We start from the raw sequence: 17,824 nt of genomic DNA on the forward strand, positions 1-17,824 counted from the left end.
CCGCGTGGCAGGATCGTCGCGTGCCCACCGCCGACCCCGCCCCGACCGCCGTGCCGTCCGACCCCGCCCCGTCGCTCGACCCCGCCGTCGCCGCGCGCCTGCGCCGTGACGACGCCGGCCTGGTGGCCGCGGTCGTCCAGCAGCACGACACCCGTGAGGTCCTCATGGTCGGCTGGATGGACGACGAGGCCCTGCGCCGCACCCTGACCAGCGGGCGGGTCACGTTCTGGAGCCGCTCGCGCCAGGAGTACTGGCGCAAGGGCGACACCTCGGGGCACGCCCAGCACGTCAAGCACGTCGCGCTCGACTGCGACGGCGACGCGCTGCTCGTCCAGGTGGACCAGGTCGGCGTCGCCTGCCACACCGGGACCCGCACGTGCTTCGAGGCCGGCGGCACCCTGCCCGCGGTGGTGGGGTCGCGCCCCGCCGCCGAGCCGACCCCGTCCGACCCGACCCCGTCCGACCGCGACCCCGCAGGAGCGACCCGGTGAGCGTCCCCTCCGTCCACGCCGCACCCTCCCCGACGGACCCCACGGCCCCGGCCGCGCCCGTCGCCACGCCCGCCGGGCTCGCGTGGGGTGCGACGTGGCCCGTGCTCGAGGACTTCCGCACGCTGGCCGCCGACCGCCGCGTCGTGCCCGTCGTGCGTCGCCTGCTCGCCGACGACGTCACGCCCGTCGGCCTGTACCGCACGCTCGCCGACGGCCGCCCCGGCACGTTCGTGCTGGAGTCCGCCGAGTCCGACGGCTCCTGGGGCCGCTGGTCGTTCGTCGGCGTACGCTCGCGCGCGAGCCTGAGCGTCCGCGACGGGCGGGCGCAGTGGTCCGGCGACGTGCCGGTGGGCGTGCCCACCTCCGGCGACGTCCTCGACGTGCTCGGCCGGACGCTCGACGTGCTCGCCACGCCCGCCGTCCCGGGCCTGCCCCCGCTCACCGGCGGGCTCGTGGGTGTGCTCGGCTGGGACGTCGTGCGGCACTGGGAGCCGACCCTGCCCGCGGTCGCCCCGGACGAGCTGGGGGTGCCCGAGGTCGCGCTGCTGCTGGCGACCGACCTCGCCGCGGTCGACCACGGCGACGGCTCGGTGTGGCTCGTGGCCAACGCCATCAACTTCGACGCGACCGACGAGCGGGTCGACGAGGCGCACGCCGACGCGGTCGCCCGGCTCGACGCCATGCAGGCGGCGCTGCGCACCCCCGCACCCCCGGCCACGTCCGTGCTGGACCCGACGCTGCCGGAGCCGGAGCTGGAGTTCCGCACCACCCGCGAGGACTTCGAGTCCGCGGTGCGCCGCGGGCAGGAGGCCATCCGCGACGGCGAGGTGTTCCAGGTGGTGCTGTCCCAGCGCCTGGACCTGGACTGCCCGGCACCGCCGCTGGACGTGTACCGCGTGCTGCGCACCATCAACCCGAGCCCGTACATGTACCTGCTCGCGCTCCAGGACGCCGACGGGCAGGACTTCGCGGTCGTCGGCTCGAGCCCGGAGACGCTCGTCAAGGTCACCGACGGGCACGTCACGACGTTCCCCATCGCGGGGTCCCGCCCGCGCGGGGCCACCCCGGAGGAGGACCGCGCGCTGCAGGACGAGGTGCTCGCCGACCCCAAGGAGCGGGCGGAGCACATCATGCTCGTCGACCTCTCGCGCAACGACCTGGCCAAGGTCTGCGAGCCGACGAGCGTCGAGGTCGTGGAGTTCATGGCCGTGCGCCGCTTCTCGCACATCATGCACATCTGCTCCACCGTCGTCGGCCGGCTGCGGGCCGGGTCGACCGCGCTGCAGACGCTCGTCGCGACCTTCCCCGCGGGCACCCTGTCCGGGGCGCCCAAGCCCCGGGCCATCGCGCTGATCGACGAGATCGAGCCGGCCCGCCGCGGCGTGTACGGCGGCACGGTCGGGTACTTCGACTTCGCCGGCGACATGGACATGGCGATCGCGATCCGTACCGCCCTGCTGCGGGACGGGCGGGCGAGCGTCCAGGCGGGCGGCGGGATCGTCGCGGACTCCGTGCCCGCGCTGGAGTACGCGGAGTCGCGCAACAAGGCCGCCGCGGCGGTGCGCGCGGTGCAGGTCGCGGCGCGGCTGCGCCGGGACGCGTGACGACCGCCCCGGCGCCGCACCGGCCGGGCCGCGGCCGGTGGGTCGTCGCCGTGCTGGCCGCGGCAGGGGTCGTCGGAGCGCTCGCGCTCCCGACCTGGGTGCTGGCGACGGCCGGCACCCCGGTCGACGGGGACGTCGCGCTCGCGGTCCGCGGCGCCGTGGCGGCCCCCGGCACCGTCGCGGGCGCCCTGGTCCTGCTCGCCTGCGCGGGCGCTCTCGCACTCGTGGGGCGGATCGGCCGCTGGGTCGTCGTCGGCGTGGTGGTGCTGGCCGGGCTGCTGGTGGCAGCCGCCGCCGGCACCGTGCTGGCGGACCCGGCGGGTCCGGCGGCGGCCGCCGTGGCCGAGGCGACGGGCGTGGTGCCCGCGGCCCCGCAGGCCGAGGTCACCGCCTGGCCCGTCGTCGCGGCGGGCGTCGGGGCGGGCCTCGTGCTGCTGGCCGGCGGGCTCGCCCGGGCGTCCGCCGCCTGGCTGCCGGCCTCGACCCGGCACGAGGCACCCGCCGCCGGCGGCCCGCGACCCGCGGGGCGGGCGCCCGACGAGCGCGACGACTGGGACGCGCTGAGCCGCGGCGACGACCCGAGCCGGGGCGACCGTCCGGCCTGAGCCACCGGCAGGCGCCCGCGCCGGGCGCTGCCGCGTCCCACCTGGCCAGGCCCCGGGCGGCGGGCGCGACGGCACCGGGACTCGGATAGGGTGGCCGCCAGGACCGAGCACGAAGGACCATCTCTGATGAGCGACCACTCCCTCGCCCACCGCGCCCAGCACGTGACCCGCACCGAGACGGTCCACCTGCCCCCGAGCGCCCCGCCGACCAACCACGGCCGCACCCTCGCGGCGTGGGTGACCACCTGGACGGTCGTGGCGGGCTTCGTCGTCGCCGCGCTCGGCGTCGCCTTCGCGCTCGTGTGGCTGGCCTGGGTCGGCGCCGCCGTCACCGTCGGGGGCATGGTCCTCGGCAAGGTGCTGCAGGTCCTCGGCCACGGCCAGGGCGGCGCGGCCACGCTCGCCCGCCAGGCCCGGCGCGGCGGGCACTGACGCCCACCGGGGCCTGACGCCCACCGACGGGCTCGCGCGCAGCGAGCGCCGACCGCACCCCGAGAGGACCGCATGTCGACCCCGCAGGAGCCCCGCGACCCGTACCAGCAGCCGGACGGCCCGACCTCCGGGACGCCCGCGACCGGCGTCCCGCCGACCGGGACGCCGTACCCCGCCGGGACCGGTCCGGAGCCGACGCCGGCGGCACCGCCGGTCGCCGGCCCGCAGCAGCCGTACTACCCCGCCGCCCCCGCGGTGCCGGGCTCCCCGGCCGCCGGGTACGGGGTCGCCCCGACGAAGAACGGGCTCGGCGTCTGGTCGCTCGTGCTCGGCATCGCCTCGGTCGTGCTGTGCTGCCTGGCCCTCGGCCTGCCGCTGGGCGCTGTGGCGATCGTGCTCGGTGTCAAGGCGCGTCGGGCGACCGCCCAGGGCCTGGCCACGAACGGTGGCATGGGTCTGGCCGGTCTGATCCTCGGCGTCGTCGGTGTGCTCGCGAGCCTCTACATGATCGTGAGCTTCGGTCTCGCGATGGCGCAGTTCGGTGGCCTCGACGGCTACATCGACTACGTGACCTCGCTCGCCGAGCAGGGCCAGGTGCCGCAGCCCTGACCATGGACGCGACGAGCGCACCCGCGACCCCGTCCGTCGCGAACGACGGCGGCGGACCGTGGGCGCGCACGCGGCTGCCGCTGCTCCTCGGCGGGGCCGCCGCGGCCGCCGTCGTCCTGGTGGCGGTGCGCTCGCCCTACGAGCCGTTCAGTTACGGCATCTGCCCGTCGGTGCTCCTGCTCGGCGTGTGGTGCCCCGGCTGCGGCGGCCTGCGGGCCACGCACGACCTGGCCCACCTCGACCTCGTCGGGGCCTGGCAGGCCAACCCGCTGTGGGTGCTGGTCGTCCCCCTGCTGCTGGCCGCGTGGGTGCGCTGGCTCGCGCTCGCGGCCCGGGGCCGTCCGGTGCCCGCCGCGCCCCGCTGGCTGCCGTGGGTGCTCCTCGCGGTGGTCGTGGGGTTCGCGGTCCTGCGCAACGTCCCCGCCCTCGTCCCGTACCTCGCACCCGTCTGACCCGACCGACCGCGCAGGCGGCCACCCGCCGGCCCCGCGACCCGCGGCGCCCCCACCGGGCGTCGACCCCGACCCACCCGTCCGAGGAGGACACCGTGACCCAGCCGACCGAGCCCGTGCCCAGCAACGAGGGCACCCCCGCGCCCTACGGCCAGGAGGCGCCCTGGGTGGGTGCCTCGGGCACGACGCCTGCCACCCCCGAGCCGACCGCCACCCCCGCGCCCGGCTCGGCGCCCGAGACCGGTGCCGCGGGGACGCCGGCCGTGCCGCCGCCCCCGGCGCCGACCGCCCCGTACGGCGCGCCCGCCGCTGCCCCGGCGCCGGCCGCGCCGCAGGCCCCCGCCTCGCCGTACGGCACCGCGCCCGCGTACGGGTCGGCCCCGGCCTACGGCGCGGCGCCCGCGTACGGCTCGGCCCCGCAGGGCGCCCCGGCCTACACGGGTGCTCCGCCGTACGCCGGCGGCGGCTACGTGCAGGCGTACCCCCGCAACGACCTGGCGGTCTGGTCGCTGGTCCTGGGCCTGGCCGGATTCGTGCTGGGCTGCCTGCTCCTCACCGGCATCCCCGCGATCATCCTCGGCAACAAGGCCAAGCGGGCCGTCGAGGCCGGCGAGGCCAACAACGGCGGCATGGCCACGGCGGGCATCGTCCTCGGCTGGGTCTCCGTCGCCCTCACCGTCCTGGCCGTCGTCGGCTTCATCGCGCTCGTCGTGATCGGCGTGGCGGTCGAGGGGACCTCCTCGTACTGACGCGTCCGGCGTGACGCCCCCGTCCATGGTCCGGGCCGTGGACGGGGGCACCGCAGGTCGCGTCTACGATGACCCGGTGGCGCCCGGACAGGGGGAACCGGGGCGAACCGCCGCGCCGCACCGACCGGGCGAAGGGGATGAGCCGTCGATGACCGTTCTGGACGACATCGTCGCGGGGGTCCGTGAGGACCTCGCGCTCCGGGAGGAGGCGACCCCGTTGGCCACGCTCAAGGAGCGGGCGACCCGCCGGGAGTCCGCCGTGCACTGCGTGTCCCGCCTCAAGGCCGCGGACGCCGTCACCGTGATCGCGGAGGTCAAGCGGTCCAGCCCGAGCAAGGGCGCGCTCGCCGCGATCAGCGACCCCGCCGCCCTGGCCGCGGAGTACGAGAAGGGCGGCGCGGTGGCGATCTCGGTCCTCACCGAGCAGCGCCGGTTCAACGGCTCGCTCGACGACCTCGACGCCGTCCGTGCGCGGGTCGAGATCCCCGTCCTGCGCAAGGACTTCGTGGTCTCCCCGTACCAGGTGTGGGAGGCCCGCGCCCACGGCGCCGACCTCGTCCTGCTCATCGTGGCGGCGCTGGAGCAGACCGTGCTGGAGTCGCTCGTCGAGCGCGTGCACTCCCTCGGGATGACTGCGCTGGTCGAGGTGCACGACACCGAGGAGGTCGCGCGGGCCGTCGACGCCGGTGCCCAGGTCATCGGTGTCAACGCCCGCGACCTGAAGACGCTCGACGTCGACCGCGGCACCTTCGCCCGCGTGGCGCCGTCGATCCCGTCGGACGTGGTCAAGGTCGCCGAGTCCGGTGTCCGCGGGCCGCTCGACGTCATGGACTACGCCCGGGCCGGCGCTGACGTCGTGCTCGTGGGCGAGGCGCTCGTCACCGACGACGCGCCCCGACGCTCGGTCGCCGACCTGGTCGCCGCCGGTGCGCACCCCTCGCTGCGGGCGGTGCGCCAGTGACGGCCGCGGAGGTCGGGCGCGCGGCGGGCACGCTGCGGATGCGCGACGTGCTGCGCGGGGGCGGGGTGCTCGGTGCGCACGAGGGCCCGTACTTCGGGGACTTCGGCGGACGGTTCGTGCCGGAGGCGCTCGTCGCCGCGCTCGACGAGCTCGAGACGGCGTACCACAAGGCGCTCGCCGACCCGACGTTCGCCGACGAGCTCGAGCGCCTGCACCGCACGTACACGGGCCGCCCGAGCCCCCTGACGGAGGTGCCGCGGTTCGCGCGGCACGTGGGCGAGGGGGTGCGGGTGTTCCTCAAGCGCGAGGACCTCAACCACACCGGCTCGCACAAGATCAACAACGTCCTGGGCCAGGCCCTGCTGGTCAAGAGGATGGGCAAGCGCCGGGTCATCGCCGAGACCGGCGCCGGCCAGCACGGCGTGGCCACGGCCACGGCCGCGGCGCTGCTCGACCTCGAGTGCACGGTGTACATGGGCGAGGAGGACACGCGCCGCCAGGCGCTCAACGTCGCCCGCATGCGCCTGCTCGGCGCCGAGGTCGTCCCCGTCACCATCGGGTCGCGGACGCTGAAGGACGCGATCAACGAGGCGCTGCGCGACTGGGTCGCGAACGTCGAGAGCACGCACTACCTGCTGGGCACGGTCACCGGGCCGCACCCGTTCCCCGAGATGGTGCGTGACTTCCACAAGGTCATCGGTGCCGAGGCGCGCGAGCAGCTGCTCGCCGAGACGGGGCTGCTGCCCGACGCGGTCGCGGCGTGCGTCGGCGGCGGCTCGAACGCCATGGGCATCTTCAACGCGTTCCTCGACGACCCGCAGGTGCGCCTGTTCGGGTTCGAGGCCGGCGGCGAGGGCGTGGGCTCCGGGCGGCACGCCGCACGGTTCTCCGGCGGCTCGCCGGGCGTGCTGCAGGGTGCGCGCAGCTTCCTGCTCCAGGACGAGGACGGGCAGACGCTGCCCAGCCACTCGGTCTCGGCAGGCCTGGACTACCCGAGCGTCGGCCCCGAGCACGCGTGGCTGCACGAGATCGGCCGCGCGGAGTACCTGCCCGTGACCGACGAGGAGGCCATGGAGGCGTTCCGCCTGCTGTGCCGCACCGAGGGCATCATCCCCGCCATCGAGTCCGCGCACGCGCTGGCCGGTGCGATCCGGCTCGGTCCGCAGATCGCGTCGTGGGGCGTGCGGGACCGCGAGCCGGTCCTGCTGGTCAACCTGTCGGGGCGCGGCGACAAGGACGTGGCGACCGCTGCGGCCTGGTTCGGGCTCATCGAGGACGAGCCGGTCGTCAAGGCCGACGAGGGGGAGCAGCTGTGAGCGTGACGGACGTGCGCTCGGTGACCGGGGACCGGCTGGACGCCCTGGCGTCCGGCGAGCAGCCCCGCGCCGCGCTCGTGGGGTACCTGCCCGTCGGCTTCCCGACGGTTCCCGGCTCGGTCGAGGCCGTCCGGACCATGGTCGAGGCCGGTGTCGACGTCGTCGAGCTCGGCATGCCGTACTCCGACCCGGTGATGGACGGACCGCTCATCCAGCACGCCGTGGACGTGGCGCTGCAGGGCGGCACCCGCGTGCGCGACACGCTGGTCGCCGTCGAGCAGGTCGCGGACGCCGGGGCCCCGGTGCTGGTCATGACGTACTGGAACCTGGTGCTCCGCTACGGGGTCGAGGCCTTCGCGCGCGACCTGGCGGCCGCCGGGGGCGCGGGCCTGATCACCCCGGACCTCGTGCCCGACGAGGCGGGGGAGTGGGTCACCGCGTCGGACGCCCACGGCCTGGACCGGGTGTTCCTCGTCGCACCGAGCTCGACGCCCGAGCGGCTGGTCACCACCACGGCCGCGAGCCGCGGGTTCGTCTACGCCGCCTCGACGATGGGTGTGACCGGCGAGCGGGCGACGGTCGGCTCACGGGCCGAGCAGCTCGTGGCGGACACCCGCGCCGCCGGTGCGCGGCGGGTGTGCGTCGGCCTCGGCGTCTCGACGCCCGAGCAGGCCGCGCAGGTCGCCGCGTACGCCGACGGCGTGATCGTCGGTTCCGCGCTGGTCCGCCCGCTGATGGAGGCCGCGACGCCGACGGCGGGCCTCGACGCGCTGGCCGCGGCCGCGGCCGGCCTGGCGGCCGGTGTGCGTGGCGCCCGGCGGAGCGAGCGGTGAACGCGCTCCTGGCCGAGATCCCCAGCCCGTCGCAGTCCGTGTGGCACCTCGGGCCGTTCCCGGTGCGCGCGTACGCGATCGCGATCCTCCTGGGCATCGTCGTCGCCGTGGTCATCACGCAGCGGCGCTGGAAGGAGCGCGGGGGCGACCCCGAGACGGTGCTGGACATCGTCTTCTGGGCGGTCCCGTTCGGCATCGTCGGCGGGCGGCTCTACCACGTCGTGTCCTCGCCGGACGCGTACTTCGGCCCGGGTGGCGACCCGTGGAAGGCGTTCGCGATCTGGGAGGGCGGGCTCGGCATCTGGGGTGCGGTCGCCCTCGGTGCGGTCGGCGCCTGGATCGGCTGCCGGCGCGCGGGCGTGCGGTTCGCGTCGTTCGCCGACTCCGTCGCCCCGGCCCTGCTCGTCGCGCAGGCGGTCGGACGCCTCGGCAACTGGTTCAACCAGGAGCTGTTCGGGGCGCCGACGACGTTGCCGTGGGGTCTGCGCATCGACGACGCGCACCTGCCGGCCGGCTACGACCCCGGCACGCTGTTCCACCCGACGTTCCTGTACGAGATGCTCTGGAACCTCGCGGCGGCCGCGTTGATCGTGTGGTTGGACCGCCGGTTCCGGCTCGGTCACGGCCGTGTGTTCTGGCTGTACGTGATGACCTACACGGTCGGGCGCCTGTGGATCGAGCTGCTGCGCATCGACCCCGCGGAGACCGTCCTGGGCCTGCGACTCAACGTCTGGACGTCCCTCATCGTGGGCCTCGGAGCGCTGGTAGCGTTCGTCGTGGTCGGACGTCGCAACCCCGGACGTGAGACGACCGTCCTGCTGGCACCCCCCTCGACGCAGGACGACGAGGCGGAGGCCTCCGAGCCGAGCCGCTGATCCGGCCGGACCGGACGCACCGACCTGATCCGCGGCGGTGCGGAGTCCCGGACACCGGGCGGTATCGTCGCCTCTCCAAGGGCCGATGGCGTCCCGTACCCCCTGTTCGCGCAACTCCCCCCGCCCCCGGGGACTGGAGGACGGTGCTGATGTCGACGTCGCCCGCAGGCCCCGGTGCCCTCGCGGCTCCCGCGCGCCATGCCCTCTACGACCCTGCCGCCGAGCACGACGCGTGCGGTTTCGCCTTCGTGGCGACCCTGCGCGGGACGCCCGGCCGGGACATCGTGGACGCCGGCCTGACGGCGCTGCTCAACCTCGACCACCGCGGTGCGGTGGGCGCGGAGGAGGACAGCGGCGACGGTGCCGGAATCCTCACCCAGATCCCCGACGCGTTCCTGCGCGACGTCGTCGACGCCGAGCTGCCGCCCGTCGGCCGCTACGCGATCGGCATGGCGTTCCTCCCGCACGGCGGGGACGAGCAGCGTCGCGTCGTGCGAGCGGTCGAGGCGATCGCCGCCGAGGAGAAGCTCGACGTGCTCGCGTGGCGCGACGTCACCGTCACGGCGGACCTCGTGGGCCCCACGGCCCGGGCGTCCATGCCGGTGTTCCGCCAGCTCGTGGTGGCCGACCCGTCCCGCGAGCTCGCGGGCGTCGAGCTGGACCGCCGCGCGTTCCGCCTGCGCAAGCGCGCCGAGCGCGAGGTCGGCCTCTACTTCGCGTCGCTGTCGTCGCGCACCCTGGCCTACAAGGGCATGCTCACCACGGGGCAGCTCGAGCCGTTCTTCACCGACCTGTCGGACCCGCGCTACGCCTCCGAGCTGGCGCTCGTCCACTCGCGGTTCTCGACCAACACGTTCCCCTCGTGGGAGCTGGCGCAGCCGTTCCGCATGATCGCGCACAACGGCGAGATCAACACGGTCCGCGGCAACCGCAACTGGATGGCGGCCCGGCAGGGCACGCTCGCCAGCGAGGCGCTCGGCGACCTGACCCCGCTCATGCCGGTGTGCACGCCCGGGGCGTCGGACTCGGGCAGCTTCGACGAGGTGCTCGAGCTGCTGCACCTGGCGGGGCGGTCGCTGCCGCACGCCGTGATGATGATGATCCCGGAGGCGTGGGAGAACCACGCCCAGATGGACCCGGCGCGCCGCGCCTTCTACCAGTACCACTCGACGCTGATCGAGCCGTGGGACGGCCCCGCGGCCATGACGTTCACCGACGGGACCCTCGTCGGGTCCGTCCAGGACCGCAACGGGCTGCGCCCCGGCCGGTACTGGGTGACGGAGGACGGCCTGGTCGTCTGCGCGAGCGAGGCGGGCGTGCTCGACATCGATCCCGCCACGGTCGTGGCCAAGGGTCGCCTGGAGCCGGGCCGCATGTTCCTCGTCGACACCGGCAGCGGCCGGATCGTCGAGGACGAGGAGATCAAGTCCCAGCTCGCCGCGCAGCGCCCGTACGCCGAGTGGGTCGAGCAGAACGCCGTGTTCCTCGAGCAGCTGCCCGAGCGCGAGCACATCGCGCACTCCTCGGCCTCGGTCCGTCGGCGCCAGCGCGCCTTCGGGTACACCGAGGAGGAGCTGAAGATCCTCCTGACGCCCATGGGCGGGACGGGCGCCGAGCCGCTCGGAGCGATGGGCTCCGACACCCCGGTGGCGGTGCTCTCGCAGCGCCCCCGCATGCTGTTCGACTACTTCACGCAGATGTTCGCGCAGGTGACGAACCCGCCGCTGGACGCGATCCGCGAGGAGCTCGTCACCTCGATCGGCGGGGCGATCGGACCGGAGCCGAACCTGCTCGTCGACGGTCCGGAGCACGCGCGCAAGCTCATGCTGCCGTTCCCGGTGATCGACAACGACCAGCTCGCGAAGATCGTGCACGTGGCCAAGGAGCCCTCGCTGGGCTTCCGTGCGACGACGATCCGCGGCCTGTACCGCGTCGACGGCGGGGGAGCGGCGCTGGAGAAGCGCCTCGAGGAGATCTTCGCCGAGGTCGACCGCGCCGTCGCCGACGGCGTGAGCTTCCTCGTGCTGTCCGACCGCCACTCCGACGCCGACCTTGCGCCGATCCCGTCGCTGCTGCTGCTGTCGGCCGTGCACCACCACACCCTGCGTCGGCACACGCGCACGCAGATCTCGCTGGTCGTCGAGGCCGGTGACGTGCGCGAGGTCCACCACGTCGCGCTGCTCATCGGCTACGGCGCGGCCGCCGTCAACCCGTACCTGGCCATGGAGACCGTGGAGGAGCTCGCGCGCAGCGGGTACCTGCCCGACGTCGCGCCCGAGAAGGCGGTCGCCAACCTCATCAAGGCGCTCGGCAAGGGCGTGCTGAAGGTCATGTCCAAGATGGGCATCTCGACGATCGCGTCGTACCGCGGTGCGCAGGTCTTCGAGGCCGTGGGGCTGTCGCACGCGCTCGTCGACCGCTACTTCACGGGCACGACGAGCCGTCTCGGCGGCATCGGGCTCGACGTCATCGCGGCCGAGGTCGCGGCGCGGCACGCCGACGCGTACCCGGCCAGCGGCAACCGTCAGGCCCACCAGCGCCTCGCCGTGGGCGGGGAGTACCAGTGGCGCCGCGGGGGCGAGGAGCACCTGTTCGACCCCGAGACGGTGTTCCGGCTGCAGCACTCGACGCGGACGCGGCAGATGGACGTCTTCCGGGAGTACACGGCCCGCGTCGACGAGCAGTCCGAGCGCCTGATGACGCTGCGCGGCCTGCTGCGGTTCCAGGAGGGTCGGCGCGCACCCGTCCCGATCGACGAGGTCGAGCCGGTCAGCGAGATCGTCAAGCGGTTCAGCACCGGTGCGATGTCGTACGGGTCGATCTCCGCGGAGGCGCACGAGACCCTCGCGATCGCCATGAACGAGCTCGGTGCCAAGTCGAACACCGGCGAGGGCGGCGAGGACCCCGAGCGCCTGCACGACCCGCGCCGGCGGTCCGCGATCAAGCAGATCGCGTCGGGCCGCTTCGGCGTCACGAGCGAGTACCTGACCAACGCCGACGACATCCAGATCAAGCTCGCGCAGGGCGCCAAGCCCGGTGAGGGCGGGCAGCTGCCCGGGCACAAGGTGTACCCGTGGGTCGCCAAGACCCGGCACTCGACGCCCGGCGTGGGGCTCATCTCGCCGCCGCCGCACCACGACATCTACTCCATCGAGGACCTCGCGCAGCTCATCCACGACGCGAAGAACGCGAACCCGTCGGCGCGCATCCACACCAAGCTCGTCAGCGAGTTCGGGGTCGGCACCGTCGCGGCGGGCGTGGCCAAGGCGCACTCGGACGTCGTGCTCATCTCGGGCCACGACGGCGGCACGGGCGCGAGCCCGCTGACGTCGCTCAAGCACGCCGGCACGCCGTGGGAGATCGGGCTCGCCGAGACGCAGCAGACGCTGGTGCTCAACGACCTGCGCGACCGTGTCGTCGTCCAGGTCGACGGTCAGCTCAAGACCGGCCGTGACGTCGTCGTCGGCGCGCTGCTCGGCGCCGAGGAGTTCGGGTTCGCGACGGCGCCGCTCGTGGTCTCGGGCTGCGTCATGATGCGCGTCTGCCACCTGGACACCTGCCCCGTGGGCGTCGCGACGCAGAATCCCGAGCTGCGGGCCCGCTTCAACGGCCGGCCGGAGTTCGTCGTCACGTTCTTCGAGTTCATCGCCCAGGAGGTGCGCGAGATCCTCGCGAGCCTCGGGTTCCGCTCGCTCCAGGAGGCCGTGGGGCGGGTCGAGATGCTCGACACCCGGCCGGCGATCGACCACTGGAAGGCCGAGGGCCTGGACCTCGCGCCGGTGCTCGCCCAGCCGCAGCCCAAGCCCGGCTCGGCGCTGCACCACGTGAAGGACCAGGACCACGGCCTGGCGCGCGCGCTGGACAACCAGCTCGTGCACCTCGCCGAGCCGGCGCTCGAGCGGGGCGAGCCCGTCCGCATCGACCTGCCCGTGCGGAACGTCAACCGCACGGTCGGCACGATGCTCGGTCACCACGTGACCAAGCGGTACGGCGGTGCCGGGCTGCCCGACGACACCATCGACGTGACCCTGACGGGCTCGGCGGGCCAGTCGTTCGGCGCGTTCCTGCCCCGCGGGGTCACCCTGCGTCTTTTCGGCGACGCCAACGACTACGTCGGGAAGGGCCTGTCCGGCGGGCGCATCGTGGTGCGGCCCGACCGCAGCTCGGTGCTGTCCAGCGACCGCAACGTCATCGCCGGCAACGTCATCGGCTACGGCGCGACCGGCGGGGAGATCTTCCTCCGGGGCCTGGCGGGCGAGCGGTTCGGCGTGCGCAACTCCGGGGCGACCCTCCTCGTCGAGGGCGTCGGCGACCATGCCTGCGAGTACATGACCGGCGGGACCGTGGTGGTCCTGGGCCGCACGGGCCGCAACTTCGGCGCCGGCATGTCGGGCGGCACCGCGTACGTGCTCGACCTGCGCCCGGCGCTGGTCAACACCGACGCGGTGCGCACCGGGGAGATCTCGCTCGACCCGCTGGACGACGAGGACGCCGCGCTGGTGGCGGACCTGCTGCGGCGGCACGCCGAGGAGACGGGCTCGCCGGTGGCGCGCCAGCTCCTCGAGGACCCCGCCGCCACGCGGGCGCGGTTCACGCGCCTGCTCCCGACCGAGTACGCCCGGGTGCGTCGCGCCCTGGCTCAGGCCGAGGCCGACGGTCTCGACCCGACCGCTCCCGGCGTGTGGAACCAGATCCTGGAGGTGGCACGTGGCTGACCCCCGCGGGTTCCTGAAGGTGCGGGAGCGCGAGCTCCCGCCGAACCGCCCGGTCGAGGTGCGTCTGCGCGACTGGAAGGACGTGCACGCCCACCTGCAGGAGGGCCAGCCGTACCTCAAGGAGCAGGCGGGTCGCTGCATGGACTGCGGCATCCCGTTCTGCCACAACGGCTGCCCGCTGGGGAACCTCATCCCCGAGTGGAACGACCTGGTGTGGCGCGGGCAGTGGTCCGACGCCATCGACCGCCTGCACGCGACGAACAACTTCCCCGAGTTCACGGGGCGGATCTGCCCGGCGCCGTGCGAGTCGAGCTGCGTGCTCGGCATCAACCAGCCGCCGGTCACGATCAAGAACGTCGAGGTCTCGATCATCGACGAGGCGTTCGACCGCGGGCTCGTGACGCCGCAGGTGCCGCAGCGCCTCACCGGGCACACCGTGGCCGTGGTCGGCTCGGGCCCGGCGGGCCTCGCCGCCGCGCAGCAGCTCACACGCGCGGGCCACACCGTCGCGGTGTACGAGCGGGACGACGAGATCGGCGGCCTGCTGCGCTACGGCGTGCCGGACTTCAAGCTCGAGAAGGTGCACATCGACCGGCGCCTGGAGCAGATGCGCGCCGAGGGCACCCGGTTCCGACCGGGTGTCGCGGTGGGCACCGACGTGACCTGGGTGCAGCTGCAGGCGCGCTACGACGCGATCGTCGTGGCGACGGGTGCCACCGTGCCGCGTGCGCTGCGCGTGCCGGGCGCCGACCTGGCCGGGGTCCACCCGGCGATGGAGTACCTGCACCAGGCCAACGCCGTCGCGGCCGGCAAGCCGGTGCCGGACCAGATCACCGCGGCCGGCAAGCACGTTGTCATCATCGGCGGCGGCGACACCGGCTCGGACTGCCTGGGCACGGCGCTGCGCCAGGGTGCGGCGTCGGTGACGACGCTCGCGATCGGCAAGCGTCCCCCCACGGAGCGCCCCGAGCACCAGCCGTGGCCCACCGACCCCGTGCTGTTCGAGGTCTCGTCCTCGCACGAGGAGGGCGGCGAGCGGTCGTACCTCGCGTCGACGGTCGCGTTCCTCGGCGGAGACGGTGACGCGGAGGGCCAGGTGCGCGCGCTGCGCCTGGCCACGACCGAGTACCTGCCCGACGGGCGCCGTGTGCCCACCCCGGGCACCGAGCGGGACATCCCGGCGGACCTCGTGCTCGTCGCGATGGGCTTCACCGGCCCGGAGACGGACACGCTCAGCGGCCAGACGGGCCTCGAGCTCACCGAGCGCGGGCTCGTGCGTCGCGGCGACGACTTCGCCACGTCCGTGCCGGGCGTGTTCGTCGCCGGTGACGCCGGTCGCGGGCAGTCGCTCGTGGTCTGGGCGATCGCCGAGGGCCGGGCCGCCGCGGCGGCCGTGGACGCCTACCTGTCGGGCACCTCGGAGCTCCCCGCGCCGGTCTCGGCGAGCACCGTCGCGCTGCGCCCCTGACCTCCTCTTTCACCCCCTCACGTCCCGCGTACCGGCAGCCTGCCGGTGGGGTCCGGGACGTCCGGCCTGAGGCCGACAACCAGGAAGGCATAGTCTTCAACCATGCGTAGAGCCAAGATCGTCTGCACCATCGGTCCGGCCACCGAGTCGCCGGAGCAGGTCCAGGCCCTCGTCGACGCGGGGATGGACGTCGCCCGTCTGAACCGCAGCCACGGTGACACCGAGGTGCACAAGCGCGTGTACGACAACGTGCGTGCCGCTGCCAAGGCCTCGGGTCGTTCCGTCGCCGTCCTCGTCGACCTCCAGGGCCCCAAGATCCGCCTCGGGCGGTTCGTCGAGGGCAAGCACGACCTCGCGGTCGGCGACGTCCTGACCATCACGACCGACGACGTCGAGGGGACCAAGGACCGCGTCTCCACGACGTTCAAGGGCCTGCCGGGTGACGTGAGCCCCGGCGACCCCATCCTCATCGACGACGGCAAGGTCCTCGTGCGGGTCACCGCCGTCGAGGGCAACGACGTCGTCACCCGCGTCGAGGTGCCGGGCCCCGTCTCGAACAACAAGGGCCTGAACCTGCCGGGCGTGGCCGTGTCGGTCCCCGCGATGAGCGACAAGGACGAGGAGGACCTGCGCTGGGCCCTCAACGTCGGCGCGGACCTCATCGCGCTGTCCTTCGTGCGCAGCGCGGCGGACTACGACGACGTGCGCCGGATCATGGAGGAGGAGGGCCGGGTCGTCCCGGTCATCGCCAAGATCGAGAAGCCGCAGGCCGTCGAGAACCTCTCGGAGATCGTCCAGGCGTTCGACGGCATCATGGTCGCCCGTGGCGACCTGGGCGTCGAGCTGCCGCTGGAGCAGGTCCCGCTGGTGCAGAAGCGCGCGGTCGAGCTGGCGCGTCGCAACGCCAAGCCCGTCATCGTGGCCACGCAGGTGCTCGAGTCGATGATCACGAGCCCCCGCCCCACGCGCGCCGAGGCGTCGGACTGCGCGAACGCGGTCCTCGACGGTGCGGACGCGGTCATGCTCTCGGGCGAGACCAGCGTCGGCGACTTCCCCATCGAGGCCGTGCGCACGATGGCGCGGATCATCGAGAGCACCGAGGAGCTGGGCCGCGAGCGCATCGCGCCCCTCGGCTCGGTCCCCTCGACGCGCGGCGGTGCCATCACCCGCGCCGCCGCCGAGATCGGCGAGACGCTCGGTGTGAAGTACCTCGTGACGTTCACGCAGTCGGGCGACTCGGCGCGGCGCATGTCGCGTCTGCGCTCGTCGATCCCGCTGCTGGCGTTCACGCCGGTCGAGGCCGTCCGCAGCCGGCTCTCGCTGTCCTGGGGCGTGCAGACGTACCAGGTGCCCGAGGTCGAGAGCACGGACGTCATGGTCAGCCAGGTCGACCAGACGCTGCGCGCCAACGGCCTGGCGGAGGTCGGTGACTACGTGATCGTGGTCGCCGGCACGCCGGTGGGTCAGATCGGCTCGACGAACACGGTCGTCGTGCACAAGATCGGCGACGAGGAGGTCGTGCGCACGCGCATCGCGTGACGCCGACCCCGGTCGAGACGGCCGCCGCCCCGCACCGGGGCGGCGGCCGTCGTCGTCGTGGCGTGCTCGTGCGCGGCAGGCCGGACGCCGTTCGGGCACGGTGGGGGTCGCGCTCTGCCACGATGGCGGGATGACGCAGGGGGGTGCGGCAGCGGTCCTCGAGGAGGTCGCGCCGGTGGAGGATGGACGGGCGTCGTACGCGACGTGGGGCCAGCGCGTGCTTGCTACGGTCCTGGACGGCGCCGTGCTGTCCGGCGTGACGTGGTTGGCCCTCGGGCCCGACGCGGCCCCGCCGACGTGGTGGCCCGGGCTGCCGCCGTCGACCGCGGTCGACCTGCCCCTGGCCTGGACGTCCTCGCCCTGGGTGTGGCTGCTCCTGGCCGTCTACGTGCTGCTGCAGGGCCTGACGGGGCAGACGCCCGGGCGGCGGCTCGTCGGCATCGCCGTGGTGGACCGCGTCACGGGCACGCCCGCGGGCCTGCTGCGCACGCTCGTGCGCCCGGTGGTGCACCTGCTCGACGCGATCCTGCTGGTCGGCTATGCGCGCCCGCTGTGGGACGGCCGGCGGCGCACGTTCGCCGACCAGGTCCTCGGCACGCTCGTCGTGCCTGCGGTACCGGCGGGGCGCGGTCCCCTCGGCGGACGCGCCGTGACCGCCGTCGCGACGGTCGTCTGCGTGCTGGGGCTGGGGGCGTCGTTCACGTCGTCGCAGGCCGGCGGGTCGGCGCAGACGTTGCGGGTCGCGTGCGCACCGGTGGACGGGGCCCCGGTGACGCCGGTCGGCGGGCTGACCTGGTCGGGCGAGATCACGCGCGATGTCACCTGGGGCTACGAGCGGCGGCTCTTCTGGACGCGGCACGAGCGGACGGATGCCGGCCCGTTGACGGTCCGCTGGTGGCCGCTCGCCGAGGCGGGCACGCCCCAGGTCACGGCGGCCGCGACGCTGCGCGCGCCCGGCATCGCGGACGAGCGCCAGGCCGAGCAGGTGGGCGACGGCGCAGGCGAGGTGGCGGTCGAGCTGCCCGTGCCTGCCGACGTGGAGGACGGCACCGTGGTCGTCACCTCGGAGGTCGTCGAGGCCGGGCAGGTCGTGGCGGCCTGCTCCCAGGTCGTCGACCTCGACGGGTCGCGGGACGTGCCGGAGGACGCGACGCGCGTGCCGTGACCGCGTGCGG

Annotated in this window: 15 protein-coding genes; all 15 read left to right on the forward strand. The window is 74.5% G+C overall.

Going from position 1 to position 17,824, the window contains the following annotated elements; translation table 11 throughout:
* The first annotated feature begins 20 nt into the window (after positions 1-20).
* The 15 genes from hisI (at position 21) to FBY24_RS15620 (ending at position 17,814) form a co-directional block, all read left to right on the forward strand.
* Positions 21-491 carry a phosphoribosyl-AMP cyclohydrolase gene (gene hisI / locus FBY24_RS15550; RefSeq protein ID WP_370511000.1) on the forward strand — a complete coding sequence of 157 codons (471 nt, stop codon included), beginning with the start codon at positions 21-23 and terminating at the stop codon, positions 489-491.
* The gene (locus FBY24_RS15555) at positions 488-2,095 is read left to right on the forward strand and encodes an anthranilate synthase component I (protein WP_142161965.1); all 1,608 of its coding nucleotides are present in this window, start codon (positions 488-490) and stop codon (positions 2,093-2,095) included. Before hisI ends, FBY24_RS15555 begins: the two co-directional genes overlap by 4 nt.
* The gene (locus tag FBY24_RS15560) at positions 2,092-2,700 is read left to right on the forward strand and encodes a Trp biosynthesis-associated membrane protein (RefSeq protein ID WP_142161967.1); all 609 of its coding nucleotides are present in this window, start codon (positions 2,092-2,094) and stop codon (positions 2,698-2,700) included. Before FBY24_RS15555 ends, FBY24_RS15560 begins: the two co-directional genes overlap by 4 nt.
* A gap of 126 nt (positions 2,701-2,826) precedes the next feature.
* Positions 2,827-3,132: an HGxxPAAW family protein gene (locus FBY24_RS15565; protein ID WP_142161969.1), complete on the forward strand. Its 306-nt coding sequence runs from the start codon at positions 2,827-2,829 to the stop codon at positions 3,130-3,132.
* A 72-nt stretch (positions 3,133-3,204) separates the two neighbouring features.
* Positions 3,205-3,741 carry a DUF4190 domain-containing protein gene (locus tag FBY24_RS15570; RefSeq protein WP_142161971.1) on the forward strand — a complete coding sequence of 179 codons (537 nt, stop codon included), beginning with the start codon at positions 3,205-3,207 and terminating at the stop codon, positions 3,739-3,741.
* Positions 3,742-3,743: 2 nt separating this feature from the next.
* Complete coding sequence (locus FBY24_RS15575; protein WP_142161972.1) at positions 3,744-4,193, forward strand: DUF2752 domain-containing protein; 450 nt, start codon at positions 3,744-3,746, stop codon at positions 4,191-4,193.
* Positions 4,194-4,288: 95 nt separating this feature from the next.
* Positions 4,289-4,942, forward strand: coding sequence for a DUF4190 domain-containing protein (locus tag FBY24_RS15580; protein WP_142161974.1), 654 nt, complete (start codon positions 4,289-4,291; stop codon positions 4,940-4,942).
* 148 nt (positions 4,943-5,090) lie between these two features.
* The gene (gene trpC, locus FBY24_RS15585; RefSeq protein WP_140458843.1) at positions 5,091-5,903 is read left to right on the forward strand and encodes an indole-3-glycerol phosphate synthase TrpC; all 813 of its coding nucleotides are present in this window, start codon (positions 5,091-5,093) and stop codon (positions 5,901-5,903) included.
* A gap of 38 nt (positions 5,904-5,941) precedes the next feature.
* Positions 5,942-7,219, forward strand: coding sequence for a tryptophan synthase subunit beta (gene trpB / locus FBY24_RS15590; protein ID WP_142163626.1), 1,278 nt, complete (start codon positions 5,942-5,944; stop codon positions 7,217-7,219).
* Positions 7,216-8,052, forward strand: a complete 837-nt coding sequence (gene trpA / locus FBY24_RS15595; RefSeq protein ID WP_142161976.1) for a tryptophan synthase subunit alpha — start codon at positions 7,216-7,218, stop codon at positions 8,050-8,052. Before trpB ends, trpA begins: the two co-directional genes overlap by 4 nt.
* Positions 8,049-8,927, forward strand: a complete 879-nt coding sequence (lgt, locus tag FBY24_RS15600; RefSeq protein ID WP_142161978.1) for a prolipoprotein diacylglyceryl transferase — start codon at positions 8,049-8,051, stop codon at positions 8,925-8,927. Before trpA ends, lgt begins: the two co-directional genes overlap by 4 nt.
* Positions 8,928-9,076: 149 nt before the next feature.
* Positions 9,077-13,642, forward strand: coding sequence for a glutamate synthase large subunit (gltB, locus tag FBY24_RS15605; RefSeq protein ID WP_142161980.1), 4,566 nt, complete (start codon positions 9,077-9,079; stop codon positions 13,640-13,642).
* Complete coding sequence (locus FBY24_RS15610; protein ID WP_142161983.1) at positions 13,635-15,110, forward strand: glutamate synthase subunit beta; 1,476 nt, start codon at positions 13,635-13,637, stop codon at positions 15,108-15,110. The genes gltB and FBY24_RS15610 overlap by 8 nt, the downstream gene beginning before the upstream one ends.
* Positions 15,111-15,212: 102 nt before the next feature.
* Entirely contained in the window at positions 15,213-16,649 is a 1,437-nt protein-coding gene (gene pyk / locus FBY24_RS15615) for a pyruvate kinase (protein ID WP_142161985.1), read from the forward strand.
* A gap of 130 nt (positions 16,650-16,779) precedes the next feature.
* Complete coding sequence (locus FBY24_RS15620) at positions 16,780-17,814, forward strand: RDD family protein (protein WP_142161987.1); 1,035 nt, start codon at positions 16,780-16,782, stop codon at positions 17,812-17,814.
* Positions 17,815-17,824: the final 10 nt, after the last annotated feature.

Origin of the sequence: Cellulomonas sp. SLBN-39 (genome assembly GCF_006715865.1) — a bacterium.
GTDB lineage: Bacteria > Actinomycetota > Actinomycetes > Actinomycetales > Cellulomonadaceae > Cellulomonas.

Coding starts and splice junctions, on each gene's coding strand:
- trpC (WP_140458843.1), top strand. CDS start 5,091: ATGACCGTTCTGGACGACATCGTCGCGGGGGTCCGTGAGGACCTCGCG.
- FBY24_RS15570 (WP_142161971.1), top strand. CDS start 3,205: ATGTCGACCCCGCAGGAGCCCCGCGACCCGTACCAGCAGCCGGACGGC.
- FBY24_RS15565 (WP_142161969.1), top strand. CDS start 2,827: ATGAGCGACCACTCCCTCGCCCACCGCGCCCAGCACGTGACCCGCACC.
- FBY24_RS15575 (WP_142161972.1), top strand. CDS start 3,744: ATGGACGCGACGAGCGCACCCGCGACCCCGTCCGTCGCGAACGACGGC.
- trpB (WP_142163626.1), top strand. CDS start 5,942: ATGCGCGACGTGCTGCGCGGGGGCGGGGTGCTCGGTGCGCACGAGGGC.
- gltB (WP_142161980.1), top strand. CDS start 9,077: ATGTCGACGTCGCCCGCAGGCCCCGGTGCCCTCGCGGCTCCCGCGCGC.
- pyk (WP_142161985.1), top strand. CDS start 15,213: ATGCGTAGAGCCAAGATCGTCTGCACCATCGGTCCGGCCACCGAGTCG.
- FBY24_RS15620 (WP_142161987.1), top strand. CDS start 16,780: ATGACGCAGGGGGGTGCGGCAGCGGTCCTCGAGGAGGTCGCGCCGGTG.